Raw genomic sequence first — 15,301 nt, forward strand, 5'->3', positions numbered from 1 at the left:
CAAAGAGCGAATGACAAAACTGGCACCCGCAAATGGCGTGTGTCGGGGTGCCCGCCTAGAGTGGTTGCGTAATTACATCCGGCCCCTACCCACGTGCAAGGAGTCTGCGCCGCCATGGTTGACATCAACGGTGACAACAACGTGTCGTTCCGCGTCGAACGGGACGACCTTTCTGACGCCGCGGCGTGGGTTGCGCGCAGTTTGCCGACGAAGAACACGCAGCCGGTGCTTCGCGCGGTGGTCATCACTGCGGATGACAATGGTTTGGAATTCGCGGGCTTTGACTACGAGGTGTCCACGCGTGTGCGTATCGGCGCGGAGGTGTCTAACCCGGGTCGTGTCGCTGTAGCGGGCAAGCTCCTGGCGGACATCGTGGCGAACATGCCGAATAAGCCGGTTGAGGTGACCACGGATGGTCAGAAGCTGGTGCTGCAGGGTGCTGCGGCACGCTTTGAGCTGCCGATTATGTCCTTGGATGATTACCCGCAGTTGCCTCACTTGCCGCAGGTCACGGGTCGCATTTCGCCGGCGTCGCTCACGGGTGCTGTCACTCAGGTCGCTGCGGCGGCAGGTCGTGATGACACGCTGCCGATGCTCACGGGTATCCATGTGGAGATCGACGGCGAGAATGTCACCCTTACCGCCACGGACCGTTTCCGTCTGGCGCAGCGTCACCTGACGTGGGAGCCGGCGAGCGCGAACGTGAAGGCGGATCTGCTGGTTCCGGCGAAGACGCTGCTGGATAACGCTCGTACGCTGGACACGAGTATCGACGAGCCGGTGGAGATCGCTGTCGGTTCCGAGGACAACATTGGCGGCGAGGGCCTGTTTGGCCTGCACACCGGCAACCGCGAAACCACAACTCGCATGTTGGATGCGGAGTTCCCGAATGTGGAGCCGCTGTTGCCGAAGGAGCACACGTCGATCGCGTCGGTTGAGGTTGCGCCGCTGATGGAGTCGATCCGTCGTGTCAGCCTGGTCGCGGACCGCAACGCGCAGCTGCGTCTGCACTTCAAGGAAGGCCAGGTCACGCTGTTTTCCTCCGGCGCGGATTCGGGTGCGGCTGAGGAGACCATCGACGCTGCTTTCACCGGTGCCGACGAACTGCTCATCGCCTTCAACGCCGGCTACCTGCGCGAGGGCCTGTCGGTGATTGGCACGAACCGCGTGGTGTTCGGCTTCACGGAGCCGTCGCGTCCGGCGATCATGATCCCGGAGCCGGAGGAGCTGCCGGAGGCGGACGAGAACGGCACGTTCCCCACCCCGGATACGTACTTCACGTACCTGCTGATGCCGGTTCGCCTGCCGGGCTAGTCGCGGGCGGTCTGTATGCACGTCCGCGAGCTTGATCTGCGTGATTTCCGCTCGTGGCCCGAGTTGAATCTCAAGCTCGAGCCGGGGGTGACGGTGATCGCCGGGCGCAACGGCCATGGCAAGACCAACATTGTGGAGGCTGTGCACTACACATCCACGTTGTCGAGCCACCGGGTATCTACGGATGCACCGCTCGTAGCCAGCAACAAACCGAACGCGCGCGTCTCGGTCACCACGGTCAACGACGGCCGCGAACTCACAACCCACCTGCTGATCAAGCCGCATGGGGCGAACCAGGCGCAGATCAACCGCACGAAGTTGAAGTCCGCCCGGGAGATCCTGGGCGTGTTGAGCACGGTGATGTTTTCGCCGGAGGACCTGCGGCTGATCAATGGTGAGCCGGCGGAGCGGCGTCGCTTCCTGGACGACCTGGCGGCGCTGCGCACGCCGCGTCTTGGCGGGGCCCGCGCGGATTATGAGCGGGTGCTGCGCCAACGAAACGCACTGCTCAAGCACTCAAACATGGCGCTTCGCAGGGGCTATGGTGACGACGACGGCGCCAGCGCCTTGAGCACCCTCGACGTGTGGGACGGCCAGCTTGCACATTTTGGGGCGCAGGTGGTGGCGGGGCGGCATGGGCTCGTCGATACGCTTGGGTCCCTGATCGCGGAGGCGTACCACTCGGTGGCGCCGGAATCGCGGCCGGCGTCGGTGGAATACCGCTCTACGCTGGACAAAGCTGTCACGGAGCTCGCCGGCGGGCCCTCGCGGGACCCTGCGGTGTTTGAGGCGGCGATGCTCACGGAGTTGGGGCGGCGCCGCAAGGAGGAGATCGACCGGGGCATCACGCTGGTCGGCCCGCACCGCGACGACCTGGCGCTCATGCTCGGCGACAACCCTGCGAAAGGTTACGCCTCGCACGGGGAGACCTGGTCGTATGCGTTGTCACTGCACCTGGCCGAATACCAATTGTTGTCCAGCGACGGCAAGGATCCGGTGCTGATTCTCGACGACGTCTTCGCCGAACTCGACGCCAAACGCCGCGAGCGCCTCGTTCACGTGGCCGAAGAGGCCGAGCAGGTCCTGATTACCGCTGCGGTTGGCGACGATCTGCCCGGCAACCTCGACGACGCCGTCACCGCCCGCTACGCCGTGACCATGGAGGATGGGGTGAGTTCGATTGAGCGATCTCATTAAAACCACCTTCGACAACCTGCGCGCCACCGCCCGCAAACGCGGCGGCCGCCTGCCGGACCTCTCCCGGCAGGGCACAAGTGTGATTCCAAGGCGCAACAAGCCAACGCTTATCGACGACCACCGCACCATCACGGTGCCGGGGTTGGACTTGCCGGAAGGGGGTCGTCGACAAGCAGATGTTCGGGGGATTCCCACCGGCCTGGACGGACGCGCGCTGCCGAGGAGTTACAAAGTCTCCTCCTTTGCCAACCTGCTGGGCAAAGAGGTGCGCAAACGCGACTGGACCGAAAAGATGGCGCATGGCTGGGTGATGGGGCACTGGGAGGACCTGGTCGGGGAGAAGATCGCACAGCACACGCACGTGGAGATGATCAAGGGCGACGAAGTGCACGTGAGTTGTGATTCCACCGCGTGGGCGACCCAGATGAAGTACATGCAGCGCGAAGTGCTGCGCGCCATCGCCGAGAAAGTCGGGCCGGACGTGGTGACCAAACTGCACATCTACGGACCGAAGACGAAAAGTTGGCGCTACGGGCCGCTGCACGTCAAAGGCCGCGGCCCGCGGGATACCTACGGGTAGGGGTTACTGATTTGAATGTCAATACCCTCACGCAGTTAGAGCTTGCGTTGGGGAAAAGTGTCGCTTATTGTTTTCCATGTAAGCCCCGCAGATTGAGCCAGTAACGGCGAAGGTTCTGAGTTTTCAGGACGCTCGGGGCATTTGAAATTTCTGGGGGTGGAAATGAATTTCAGCGATCTGAATATGAATCTCATCGCTTCTTCGCCGAGAATGTCAACGTTTCGGGATTATGTTTTAACGCCAGGAAAGAATGGACAGGAAGCGCCAGTTGATCGCTTACCAAGGGCGGAACAACACCTCGAACTTTCTGAAAGAATTAACCGGGCTGCAAGTCGACTGTATTTCTGGGACTCACAAATCGCGGGGTCTTTTTGGCCCGCAGTGGCGCTGGTGGAGGTTCTCGTCCGCAACGCTATGAACGACGAACTGTGCGACTACTTCGATATAGACCACGAAGACGGTTGGCATACGTTAGTGATGAATGGAGAAGACTCCATATCGTCTTCCGAAGAAGGGAATCAGCTCAAGAGCAAGTACATCCTTCTGACGCGAAAAGACTACCGTGCATTTGAACAGAAACTGAGTGAGATTAAACGGAAGCGTCCCAGTTCTGCTATTTCGGGGGACTATTTTGTAGGAAAAGTTTCTCTAGGAATGTGGCTTAGCTTGTTGAATAACGGAGACTCGGGTCCAGGGCGCGGCTATCTCAACTACGAACAGACGCTATGGGAGCCGTGTTTGGTTGAGGCTTTTCCGAACTATCAAGGCAAGCGTTCCCAGCTGAGGAACGAATTAAACCAGTTTGCCAAGTTACGGAACCGGATCGCTCATCATGAACATCTTCTCGGACGGCACAACTTTAATAGTGATGCGGATAACCTCGTTAGTATCGCGAGCTATATCGACGAGGACGTTGCGGAGGTTATCCGACAAAACAACCGCTTTCGTTCTGTGATCGCCCAGCAACAAGATTTCCTTGACGGATTGACTGTCCTTTAAAACCCGAAAACGTGAAATTGGGCCGTGAAACGCCCGCTCGCGGGTTGGACGGGTGCCCGTTATGTCCCCCTCGGCGTGTAAGATGAAACGAGTTCAACGGGCTTAGGGCCCATATTTCACGCATGGAGGAGCGTCCCGCAGTGGCTGAACAGCAACCCCATTACGACGCGTCGTCGATTACTATTCTCGAGGGCCTTGAGGCGGTGCGTAAGCGCCCAGGTATGTACATCGGTTCCACTGGTGTGCGTGGTCTGCACCACTTGGTGTGGGAGGTCGTGGACAACTCTGTCGACGAGGCGATGGCGGGCTACGCCGACCAGGTCGATGTGACGTTGTTGGCAGATGGCGGCGTTGAGGTCGTCGATAATGGTCGTGGTATTCCGGTGGAGATGCACCCGTCCGGCGCCCCGACTGTCCAGGTGGTTATGACCCAGCTGCACGCCGGCGGCAAGTTCGACTCGGAGTCCTACGCGGTTTCCGGTGGCCTGCACGGTGTGGGTATTTCCGTGGTGAACGCGCTGTCCACTCGCGTTGAGGCGGATATTAAGCGTGACGGTAGGCACTGGTACCAGCGCTTCAACATGGCCGTGCCGGATGAGTTGGAAGAGGGCGGTAATGCCCGCGGTACTGGTACGGCGATTCGTTTTTGGCCGGACCCGGAGATTTTTGAGACGGTCGAGTTCAACTACGACACCATCGCACGCCGCCTACAGGAAATGGCGTTCCTGAACAAGGGCCTGACGATCACGCTGACGGACCAGCGCGTCACTGACGAGGAACTTGAGCTCGAGGCGATCGCCGAAGAGGGCGACACCGCTGCGCTGATCGGCGGCGACTCGTTCGACGATTCCACCGAGACCGTCGATGCGTCCGAGGTTGATAAGGACGGCGACGGAAACCCGGTTGAGGCTGGCGATGAGGTTGCGCCGGACGTCAAGAAGAAGCGCGAGAAGAAGGTTGTCTACCACTACCCAGACGGCCTGATTGACTACGTCAACTACCTGAACAAGTCGAAGACCGCCATCCACCCGACCATCGTCGGTTTCGACCAGAAGGGTGACGGCCTCGAGGCTGAGGTGGCGATGCAGTGGAACAGCTCGTTTAAGGAGTCTGTCCATACCTTTGCCAACACCATCAACACGCATGAGGGCGGTACGCACGAGGAAGGTTTCCGTGCCGCGCTGACCACGTTGATGAACCGCTACGCCCGCGAGCACAAGCTGCTCAAGGACAAGGAGCCGAATCTTACTGGCGACGACTGCCGTGAGGGCCTCGCCGCTGTCGTCTCCGTACGCGTGGCTGACCCGCAGTTCGAGGGCCAGACGAAGACGAAGCTGGGCAACACTGAAGTCAAGGGCTTTGTCCAGCGCGCCATCAACGAGAACCTGTCCGACTGGTTCGACGCGAACCCGGCTGAGGCGAAGGTCATCGTGAACAAGGCGGTGGCGTCCTCGCAGGCTCGTCAGGCGGCGCGTAAGGCGCGTGACCTGGTTCGTCGTAAGTCTGCGACGGACCTCGGTGGCCTGCCGGGCAAGTTGGCGGACTGCCGTTCGAAGGACCCTGCAAAGTCCGAACTGTTCATCGTGGAGGGTGACTCCGCAGGCGGCTCCGCAAAGGGCGGCCGCGACTCCAAGTACCAGGCGATCCTGCCGCTGCGAGGCAAGATCCTGAACGTGGAGAAGGCCCGCATGGACCGCGTGCTCAAGAACGCCGAGGTCCAGGCCATCATCACCGCCCTGGGCACGGGTATCCACGAAGAGTTCGACATTGCGAAACTGCGCTACCACAAGATCGTGCTCATGGCCGATGCTGACGTGGACGGCCAGCACATCGCCACCCTGCTGCTGACCTTGCTATTCCGCTTCATGCCGGAACTGGTGGAGAACGGCCACGTGTACCTGGCTAACCCGCCGTTGTACAAGCTCAAGTGGGGCAAGGGCGAGCCGGGCTACGCCTTCTCCGACCGCGAGCGCGACGAGCTGCTGGCGGAGGGCCTGGAGGCCGGCCGCAAGATCAACACCGATGACGGCATCCAGCGTTACAAGGGTCTGGGCGAGATGAACGCCAAGGAGCTGTGGGAGACCACCCTGGACCCGGAGACCCGCATCCTGCGCCGCGTGGAGCTCGAGGACGCGCAGCGCGCCGACGAGTTGTTCTCCATCCTGATGGGCGACGACGTCGCGGCACGCCGCAGCTTCATCACCCGCCGCGCGAAGGACGTCCGCTTCCTCGACGTCTAGGTTGTAGGCGCGTACAGCAACGCCCCGGCACTTCCCTTGGTGGAGGTGCCGGGGCGTTGGTGGTTGTGGGGTGCTGCGGCCGCTTTGCGCTACGCGTACTTTTCGACGACACGCCCCAGGTCCGGCAACGCCGGACTCACAATCTTCTTCGCCTTGCCGCGCAGCGTGGAGTAGACCTTCTTCAGCGCGCTGGGCATGGATTCGATGGCGGTATCACCAGCCTTGAGGACGGAATCGATCACGGAGTCCTCGTTCGCGGCGAGGAACCCACCGAAGTCCTGCTGGCCGCTTGCCTTGAAGGCGTTCCAGTGCGGGTTCAGCGACTCGACGAGGTCCGGCAGGAACTTGTTCAGTCCCTTGCTCACGGCGTCTGCATCAGCTTTCTTACCTGCGGCGATGGCGGACTTGAGGGCCATGCCGGTCAGGCCGGACTGGTTGGCCACGGTGGTTTCCGTCAGTTGGGTCAGGTCCTCGACGAGCTTGGACCGGGTGGAGGCGTCGAGAAGCTTGGATAGATCACTCATAGTGGGCAGTGTACTTGGCGTACGACATGATTTTTGTTTGCGGGAAAACGAGCAGCGGTCAGGGAGCGGGGATATAGTCTTCAGTATCTTCGGCACTAATTGACAGGAAACGTTATGCCTGATTTTAAAGACATCGCTTCTCGGCTTCCTGAGATCGCAGGTATGGTCATCGCGATTCTGACGGTTCTCGGACTCATCGGCGGATTGTCATCGGGGGAGTTAAGTTCAGAAAACCCAGGGCAGCAGAACATTACGCAACCGGACAGGGAGAGGCCCAACCCTGCGCCGCAGCCTCGGCCTTCGCAGCAGCCGCAGAAGCCTGCACCGCGTGTAACCGCTGGTATGCGCAACACCGAGGTGTACCGCCAGTCCCAGGGCTTCGAACGGCTTGTCAATCTGGGCAAGGTGGCGCCGGGCGCCAAATATACGGTGTTTGACCAGGCGGGTCGTCCTAAAGGCGAATGCAGTTTTGGGTGGATGCTGCGCCAGCAGAACACTAACCGTGTGTTCAACCTGACCGCCGGTCACTGCGGTGTGACAGGGGACCGTGCGTTTGTGATGCTTCCCAATAACCAGCTCATGTATGCGGGTCGGTTTATCTCTTCGACCGGCATGCCGAATCGGATTGGGGTCGATGCTGATTTCGCAGTCATTTTCCTTGATAACCCCAATGTGCAGATTGACCCGACCGTTCCAGGTGTTGGCCGTGTGCAGGGTGTTGCTGGTTTGCCGGCAATCGATAGGACTGAGCCGAAGCTTTGCCGTCTAGGTTGGCGCAGCGGCTTGTCGTGTGGCTACTACATCGATACTCCAAGTCCGCTGGTGTTCCGGTTCCGGAACATTTCGGACCACGGCGATTCCGGCGGCCCAGTGTGGGTTGAGGGGCCGAATGGCCGCTACGCCGCAGGTGTCCTGTCCTTCGGACCGAAGGTGAATGCTACCCAAATCGGTGCTGCCGCAATCGGCCCTGTGCTTGAGTACCTGAGTCAGTACAACTTCTATTACTGGGGCTAGAACCGGAGGTAAACGACAAGACCGCGTCCAGGACTGGACGCGGTCTTTTTGGTTGCAGTTCTTCCTCCGCAGCCCCATAAGTCACTGCAACCACAACAGTTCACAACCGTAACATACGCGGTTGCGGGGCGTTACTTAAACGACGGAGGATTTTTCTGGAATTGGTCAATCGCCTGCGTGACCTGGGACGTAATGAACTGTGCCGGGAAGATTCGGTTGCTCTCGGAGGAGCCCACGACGTGGGTGAGGTTGAACTGCTTGGCTACGTCGTCGACAGCTTGGCGCACTGGCGGCACGAAATCGACGATGGCCTGGATGGCAACCAGCGTGGTCACTAACGCGATGGTCAACGAGATCGGAGCCGAGCCGGTGTAGGAGCCCTCAAGCGGGCGCTTTTCTGGCACGTCGAGGTCCTTGTCGTAGTCCGGACGGTAGTTCGGCTTGGAGGAACCACCGGAGCTCGTGGTGGAGAGCTGCGTGACGGCGGGTTCGGCGTGAGCTGGTGCGACCGTGGTGACGACGGCAGCGGCCACGGCAATCGCAGTGGCGGCGGTGGCGATTTTCTTCATGGCAGACATGTTAAGCGCTCGGGATCGTTAGAAGGGCAATGAACCCATCTGTGTCACTGCGAACCCTGCGGCGCCGAGCAGGGCCAGGACGCCGAGCACGATGGCGATGATGCCGCCGGTGCTGGACCCCTCCTTGTCCGTACCGCCAGGAGTCGGTGCAGGCGCAGGCGCGGGTGCCGGATTGGCGGTGGACGGCGTCCCCGGCTTCGGCGCAGGCGCAGGCGCAGGTGCGGGCGAACCAGGACCAGGCGCATCAGAAGGCTGCGTTGTGGTCGTGGTGTTGCTGCGGATGGCGATTGGCAGGCGGGCCGTGTTTTGCGAGCCGTCCTTGTAGGTCACCACCACATTCGCCGCAATTTGCGCAACGTCCGCGTTTTTACCTGCTGTGATGGTGATGGCACCCGTGGAGGTGTCGGCCGTAAACGTGAGGTCACGGACGACCAAGTTAGTGATGCTCACTACGGCGCCGTCCGGCCAGTTGTTTGGCTCCACGGTCACGCTTTCCCCGGGAAGGAGTCTTGCGGTGGGGTAGCGCACGGTGGTCACGGATGCCTGTTCCACCTCGGGTTTGATGAAGGTGAAGTTGGTCTCAAGGTACGTGCGCGACCCGTCGGGGAAGCGAGCGGTTACCGGCATGGTCACGGTGGTGCCGGCCCTGGTGCGCTGCGGCGGGGTCAGGTTGATTTCGCCGGTGTGGCGGTCGATCTTCACCTGCCAGCCGGCTGGGGGCGTTTGGTTGATCTCAAACGTGGTGCCTTCGGGGAAGTCGCCGACCGGTTTGGCTGTGGCGATTTCCGTGGTGGTGGCGCTCGCGGCGGGGTATTTCACGGTGAAGGTTTCGGAGTTCCACTTGCCGTCTTCGGTGACGGTGAATGTTGCCCATCCGATGCCGACGAGGTTGTCCGGGGTGGTGACCTCGACTGGGATTTGGAAGGTCCAGGGTGCTGTCAGTGGGCGCTTTGGCTTGACGACGACAACCCCGCTGGCCTCGTCAACATCGACATCAATAAAGCGGAAGATGCTCGGGTTGAGATCGGGTCGTGCCTTGAAGGTGGTGCCTTCGGGCAGGGCGTCCGCCAACGCGGTGGAGGCTTGCTCGCTGCCGCTCATTGTCTTGTCGTGCCACTTCGGGGTGAAGGCGTTGTCGTAGATGTTGTTGAAGAAGTCCTCGATAGACGCACCGCTGCCAAGCGACTCGCTGGACTTCTTGGAGTAGGCGTAGATATCTGCACGCACGTTGCGGAACGAGCCGTCGGGGTACACCACCTTCACGCTGGCTGCGCTCTTGGAGCCTGGCTTGACCGGATCGAGCTGCGTGACAGACAGATCGCCGTTGGCGGCTGCGGTGACCTTGAAATGGTCGGGAGCGGTGACTTCGAATCGGGTGCCTTCGGGGAAGTCACCCTGCAGTTGCGCTACGGAGAGCACCGAATCGGAGCTGTCTTCGACGGTGAACGCTGGGTAGTACGACAGGGGATACTTCTTTGCCATCTCGCCGATGGTGTCGACGACGTGGATCATGATGGGGAAACTGCGTGCGCGCACGCCGTCGCTGCCGGTGATCATGAACTGGGTGCGCTGGTTGGGGATCACGTCTTCGGCGACGTGCATGGTGACCACGCCGGTGCGTGGGTTGGTGCTGAACCGGTAGCCCAGGTAGTCGTCGGAACCCTCGAAGCGCACGTTGCTGGGGATGGAGCCCTGCGGGGTGATCTCCACGGTACCGCCGGGCGTAACCTGCTTGACCGGCCACGTGAGTCCGGACAGGAAGGCTTGAGAGGTGGCGGCGGTTGCGGGGGAGTGGGGCAGGGCAACACCGCCGCCCAACAACGCGGCGGTGGTGGCGACCGCAATTGCGGTGCGACTGAACTTCATGGCTGCCTCCAATAAGTTATAAGAACTTTTCGACTATACCCCTAGACACCTGTAATGCGAGTTTTCGGATTTATCCCGTTTATCCCGCCCAGCGCCGATACACCTCTGCGGCAACCACGGCGAATCCCTCGTTGCCAGACGACAGCGGTGCGAGCGCAGTAATAGAAGAGGACAAGGCCTCGGCTGCGGCGTCCACCGAGTCGAAGACCGGCACGCCGTGGAACCGGGAGCCTGGCACGGCAGCACACGCCGCCAGGAACCCGAAGGACGTGATGTGGCAGCCGTGGAAGTCGCAGTACTCGTCAGCGATGGCCAGCAACTGCTCTGCACTGAAACCCATCACGAGCGGGCCTGCCGGATGCGTGATTCCATGGCGGTGTAGCCGGGGATGAGGGAGCGTGCGAGGTCGGTGACGGTGGCGTCGTCAAGCAAACGCGTTGCGGAGGAGACCACCGCACGGCGCGCGGCTTCCTGCTTGGAGCAACCCCATGCGGATGCGAGTAAAACGAGCGCTTTGTCTTCGTCTGCGGTCAACCGGAGCGTCATAGCCATACCACTTTGATACCACGGCGATCCATGGTCGTGGCGGAAAAAGCCACAGAAGCCCGCTAGACTCAATCACATGGCTGATGACACCACTGGCGGCTTGGACCGCATTCAACCAATCGACATCAACGAGGAGATGCAGACCAGCTACATCGATTACGCCATGAGCGTGATCGTCGGTCGTGCACTCCCAGATGTGCGCGACGGCATGAAGCCGGTCCACCGCCGCATCATCTACGCAATGTATGACAACGGCTACCGCCCCGAGCGCTCCTACGTGAAGAGTGCAAAGCCGGTGGCAGACACCATGGGTAACTTCCACCCGCACGGTGACAGCGCTATCTACGACACCCTCGTGCGTATGGCGCAGCCGTGGGCGATGCGCTACCCGCTGGTGGATGGCCAGGGTAACTTCGGCTCGCCGGGCAACGACGGCCCAGCTGCTATGCGTTACACGGAGTGCAAGATGACTCCGCTGGCCATGGAGATGGTGCGCGACATCCGCGAAAACGCCGTCGACTTCAACCCGAACTACGACGGCAAGACCCAAGAGCCAGCCGTGCTGCCGTCCCGTGTGCCGAACCTTCTGATGAACGGCTCCAACGGCATCGCCGTGGGTATGGCCACCAACATCCCGCCGCACAACCTGAATGAGCTGGCGGCCGCGATCCAGTGGATCCTGGACAACCACGACGCGGACGAGCAGACCACGCTCGACGCCGTCATGGAGCGCGTGAAGGGCCCGGACTTCCCAACCGCCGGCCTCATCGTGGGCGATCAGGGTATTAAGGACGCCTACACCACCGGCCGCGGCTCCATCCGCATGCGCGGTGTGACGGAAATCGAGGAGATTGGCAACCGCCAGGTCATCACGATCACCGAGCTGCCGTACCAGGTCAACCCGGATAACTTCATCCATAATATTGCGGAGCAGGTCACCAACGGCAAGATGGTGGGCATCTCCAAGATCGAGGACGAGTCCTCCGACCGTGTGGGCATGCGCATCGTGGTCACCCTCAAGCGCGACGCTGTGCCGCGTGTGGTGCTGAACAACCTGTACAAGCACTCCCAGCTGGAGACGAACTTCTCCGCCAACATGCTGTCCATCGTCGACGGTGTGCCGCGCACCCTGCGCCTGGATCAGATGCTGCGTTACTACGTCAAGCACCAGATCGAAGTCATCGTCCGCCGTACCCAGTACCGCCTGGACGAGGCCGAGAAGCGCGCCCACATCCTGCGTGGTCTGGTCAAGGCGCTGGATGCGTTGGATGAGGTCATTGCCCTGATCCGCAGCTCGCCGACTGTCGACGACGCCCGCCAGGGCCTGATGAAGCTTCTCGATGTCGACGAGATCCAGGCCAACGAAATCCTAGCCATGCAGCTGCGCCGCCTGGCAGCGCTGGAGCGCCAGAAGATTGTCGACGACCTTGCCGCCATCGAGGAACAAATCGCCGACTACAAGGACATCTTGGCCAAGCCGGAGCGCCAGCGTCAGATTGTTGGCGAGGAGCTGGGTGAGATCGTCGACAAGTATGGCGACGAGCGCCGCACCCAGATCGTTGCCGCAACCGGCGATGTGACCGAAGAGGACCTCATCGCTCGCGAGAACGTCGTGGTCACGATCACCTCCACCGGCTACGCCAAGCGCACCAAGGTGGACGCCTACAAGAGCCAGAAGCGCGGCGGCAAGGGCGTGCGTGGCGCCGAGCTGAAGCAGGACGACGTGGTGAAGAACTTCTTCATCTGCTCCACCCACGACTGGATCCTGTTCTTCACCAACTTCGGCCGCGTCTACCGCCTCAAGGCCTACGAACTGCCGGAAGCAGGCCGCACGGCCCGCGGCCAGCACGTGGCTAACCTGCTGGAGTTCCAGCCGGAAGAGAAGATCGCCCAGGTCATCCAGATCCAGTCCTACGAGGACGCCCCGTACCTGGTGCTGGCCACCCGCGATGGTCGTGTGAAGAAGTCGCGCCTGACCGACTATGAATCCGCACGTTCCTCTGGCCTGATCGCCCTGAACCTCAACGAAGGCGACGCCCTCATCGGCGCATCGCTTGTCGGTGAGGACGATGACATCCTGCTCGTCTCCGAACAGGGCCAGGCGATCCGCTTCTCCGCCGACGACGAGCAGCTGCGCCCGATGGGCCGCGCAACCGCCGGCGTGAAGGGCATGCGCTTCCGTGGCGACGACCAACTGCTCGCCATGACCGTCGTCCAAGACGGCCAGTTCCTGCTCGTGGCCACCTCCGGCGGCTACGGCAAGCGCACCGCCATCGAGGAGTACAACACCCAGGGCCGCGGCGGCATGGGTGTGATGACCTTCAAGTACACCCCGAAGCGCGGCAAGCTCATCGGCGCCCTGGCCGTGACCGAGGAGGACCAGATCTTCGCCATCACCTCCGCGGGTGGCGTGATTCGTACTGAGGTCAACCAGATCCGTCCGTCGTCACGCGCGACCATGGGCGTGCGCCTGGTGGACCTCAACGACGGCGTGGAACTGCTTGCCATTGACCGCAACGTCGAAGACGAGGGCGAAGAGGAAGCCACTGCCGTGGCAACCGGCCAGAAGACCCTCGACGATGCGAAGGAGTAGCCCATGGCCGCGCGCAAAGTGACAATCCGGAACGTCAGCGCCGGATCCGTCTTTAAGGTTGCGACGCTGCTTGCCTTGTTCGGGTTCATCGCCTGGATGCTCGCCGCAGTGCTGGTGTACCTCGCGCTGGACCGCGCCGGGGTGGTCGAGTCCATCAACTCGCTCATCGGCGGCGTGGGCGGCGACCAAGTGGTGGACATGAAACTCGCCATGATGGCCGCGGCCCTGTTCGGCCTGGCCGGTGTGGTGTTCATGTCCATCATGGCGCCGCTGACCGCGATCATGTACAACGCCGTCGCGGACCTCGTCGGTGGTGTGCGCTACACCATGTCTAACAGGGCAAAATAGCGCTTATCGACGACACCAAAACGCGCCCCGGGTCGTACCTCCCGGGGCGCGTTAAGTCTTTTCTGTGCTGGCTTGTGAACTGTCCCCGGTTTTGTACAGATTGCTACATAACGGATTGGATACGAATAATTTCACAACCGTGCGTCAGATAACCGTCCGCCTTACTATTGCGGTGAGTTTTTGTAATTGCTGTATCTGATAGGAGGCCGACAATTAATTTCTCGATGCAGGAGTTTCTCGTCTATGCGATCCTTGTTTTCATCGTAGTTACCGTGATTTGGTGGGTAGTCAAAATTCTGCGGGGTTTCGCCAACGGGTACCGATCGGTGGATAAAACGGATTTGCGCACTGATGTCGATAAGCAAAAGGGCAGGATGTAGAAAAGATTGCAAAAAGGGCGAGGACGTCATTAGCTCCTCGCCCTTTTTGCGGTTTCCTAAGGTTTGATTTCTACGCAGGCGTAGTTACTCCACTTTCCTTCAACCTTGACGCGTCCACACATAGGGCCAGCGTCAATGCTGCGGTTAAAATCCCACTTACGAGTAGCACGCACCCATCCACTATCAGGGCCGGTAGTTTCTGTGCGTCGCTGGCCGCCTTCGTACCAGGCAAGCTCCATGTCTTCTACTGTGGAGTTTTCAAGCTCAGCCCCAGAAAAGTAATTCACGTAGACAGTATCTACATGAAGTCCACTACCGTTTACGTTGATACCTACGTATGCTCCACTTGCTCCAGGAGCTGCGGTGAGTCCATCTGCAGAGTAATTGGAAATAGATGGCTCGAAGGTGACTTCCTCAGTCGAGGAAAGATCAGCATTTTGCTCAATCTTCGTTTTTTCGATGGCGCTTTGTACAGACTCATCGGCTGCGGGCGTATCCGCGTTAGCAGTTCCGATCGCGGTGGTGGCTGTCAATGCAATCACCGCCGCAGTAAAGCCGGAAAGTAGTTTCTTCTGTGTTTGCGGCATAATTCCCTTTCTCGGACGGAGGTGAACAAACCGTGGGATGAAAAGTCATCCGGTATAAAATCTTCTAAATGCTGTCCAGCCCCGCAACTGATGCTGCGCTATTCTTATTGATTTAACATATAACGTTAATGTATGAGTTTAGACTGTGTATTCGATAAAAACAGACTGGAGCTGATTGAGCGGCAATCGAGATGGGCGGGTAACTCTGGGGCAGTCACTGGCCCCGCAAGGGTCCGACTCAAGACTTCAAAGGTACTCGTGGGAGGCCTTGGGGTCAGGGGTTTCTAATGGACGAGAGTTCTCTATAAGAGATCATCTGGCCGCGAAGCACAATCAATTCGCGGAACCACGAGCGCAACGTGTGAGGGGCTACGCCAAGCAGTACCCCAACTTCTTCATGAGAGTGTTGCAACGAGCAAGATTCAACACGGACTATCTCAACGATTTGATCGACCGCCTTTTCCTTGAATTCGACGGAATACGTTCTGGATGTAGTGACCAATCCTTCCTTAGCAAAGGTAGGAACTAAATCCAG

The 15,301-nt window shown here is 60.3% G+C and carries 14 protein-coding genes; 8 read left to right on the plus strand and 6 right to left on the minus strand.

All coding sequences use genetic code 11. The annotated features are described in order from the left end of the window. Positions 1 to 114: 114 nt before the first annotated feature. From dnaN to gyrB, 5 genes are all read left to right on the plus strand, one after another. A complete protein-coding gene (gene dnaN, locus HMPREF2785_RS00430; protein WP_070421914.1) occupies positions 115 to 1,314 on the plus strand; it encodes a DNA polymerase III subunit beta in 1,200 nt (399 codons plus the stop codon). A gap of 15 nt (positions 1,315 to 1,329) precedes the next feature. Next, entirely contained in the window at positions 1,330 to 2,511 is a 1,182-nt protein-coding gene (recF, locus tag HMPREF2785_RS00435) for a DNA replication/repair protein RecF (protein WP_070613777.1), read from the plus strand. Then, complete coding sequence (locus HMPREF2785_RS00440; RefSeq protein WP_070613778.1) at positions 2,495 to 3,091, plus strand: DciA family protein; 597 nt, start codon at positions 2,495 to 2,497, stop codon at positions 3,089 to 3,091. The genes recF and HMPREF2785_RS00440 overlap by 17 nt, the downstream gene beginning before the upstream one ends. A gap of 156 nt (positions 3,092 to 3,247) precedes the next feature. Further along, positions 3,248 to 4,090 (plus strand): Abi family protein, encoded by an 843-nt coding sequence (locus HMPREF2785_RS00445; protein WP_141740798.1) that lies wholly within the window; start codon positions 3,248 to 3,250, stop codon positions 4,088 to 4,090. A 122-nt stretch (positions 4,091 to 4,212) separates the two neighbouring features. Next, complete coding sequence (gene gyrB / locus HMPREF2785_RS00450) at positions 4,213 to 6,330, plus strand: DNA topoisomerase (ATP-hydrolyzing) subunit B (protein WP_180952351.1); 2,118 nt, start codon at positions 4,213 to 4,215, stop codon at positions 6,328 to 6,330. 89 nt (positions 6,331 to 6,419) lie between these two features. Here gyrB and HMPREF2785_RS00455 read toward each other — a convergent pair whose 3' ends face one another. Then, positions 6,420 to 6,854 (minus strand): DUF6918 family protein, encoded by a 435-nt coding sequence (locus HMPREF2785_RS00455; protein WP_070421918.1) that lies wholly within the window; start codon positions 6,852 to 6,854, stop codon positions 6,420 to 6,422. Positions 6,855 to 6,968: 114 nt separating this feature from the next. Here HMPREF2785_RS00455 and HMPREF2785_RS00460 point away from each other — a divergent pair, with 114 nt between their 5' ends. Next, positions 6,969 to 7,868, plus strand: a complete 900-nt coding sequence (locus tag HMPREF2785_RS00460; RefSeq protein WP_141750596.1) for a chymotrypsin family serine protease — start codon at positions 6,969 to 6,971, stop codon at positions 7,866 to 7,868. A 131-nt stretch (positions 7,869 to 7,999) separates the two neighbouring features. Here the strand turns inward: HMPREF2785_RS00460 and HMPREF2785_RS00465 are convergent, their stop codons facing one another. From HMPREF2785_RS00465 to HMPREF2785_RS00480, 4 genes are all read right to left on the minus strand, one after another. Further along, entirely contained in the window at positions 8,000 to 8,437 is a 438-nt protein-coding gene (locus tag HMPREF2785_RS00465) for a hypothetical protein (RefSeq protein WP_070613782.1), read from the minus strand. 27 nt (positions 8,438 to 8,464) lie between these two features. Beyond that, entirely contained in the window at positions 8,465 to 10,312 is a 1,848-nt protein-coding gene (locus tag HMPREF2785_RS00470; RefSeq protein ID WP_070613784.1) for a Rib/alpha-like domain-containing protein, read from the minus strand. Positions 10,313 to 10,391: 79 nt separating this feature from the next. Continuing rightward, positions 10,392 to 10,652, minus strand: a complete 261-nt coding sequence (locus HMPREF2785_RS00475) for a TetR family transcriptional regulator (protein ID WP_371440469.1) — start codon at positions 10,650 to 10,652, stop codon at positions 10,392 to 10,394. Then, a complete protein-coding gene (locus HMPREF2785_RS00480; protein WP_070421923.1) occupies positions 10,652 to 10,864 on the minus strand; it encodes a CopG family transcriptional regulator in 213 nt (70 codons plus the stop codon). The genes HMPREF2785_RS00475 and HMPREF2785_RS00480 overlap by 1 nt, the downstream gene beginning before the upstream one ends. Before the next feature lie 70 nt (positions 10,865 to 10,934). Here HMPREF2785_RS00480 and gyrA point away from each other — a divergent pair, with 70 nt between their 5' ends. Continuing rightward, positions 10,935 to 13,451: a DNA gyrase subunit A gene (gene gyrA, locus HMPREF2785_RS00485; RefSeq protein WP_070613786.1), complete on the plus strand. Its 2,517-nt coding sequence runs from the start codon at positions 10,935 to 10,937 to the stop codon at positions 13,449 to 13,451. A gap of 3 nt (positions 13,452 to 13,454) precedes the next feature. Next, the gene (locus HMPREF2785_RS00490; protein WP_070421925.1) at positions 13,455 to 13,799 is read left to right on the plus strand and encodes a DUF3566 domain-containing protein; all 345 of its coding nucleotides are present in this window, start codon (positions 13,455 to 13,457) and stop codon (positions 13,797 to 13,799) included. A gap of 436 nt (positions 13,800 to 14,235) precedes the next feature. Here the strand turns inward: HMPREF2785_RS00490 and HMPREF2785_RS00495 are convergent, their stop codons facing one another. Next, positions 14,236 to 14,766 carry a hypothetical protein gene (locus HMPREF2785_RS00495; protein ID WP_070613788.1) on the minus strand — a complete coding sequence of 177 codons (531 nt, stop codon included), beginning with the start codon at positions 14,764 to 14,766 and terminating at the stop codon, positions 14,236 to 14,238. Positions 14,767 to 15,301 lie beyond the last annotated feature (535 nt).

Origin of the sequence: Corynebacterium sp. HMSC067D03 (genome assembly GCF_001811185.1) — a bacterium.
Classification (GTDB): domain Bacteria; phylum Actinomycetota; class Actinomycetes; order Mycobacteriales; family Mycobacteriaceae; genus Corynebacterium; species Corynebacterium coyleae.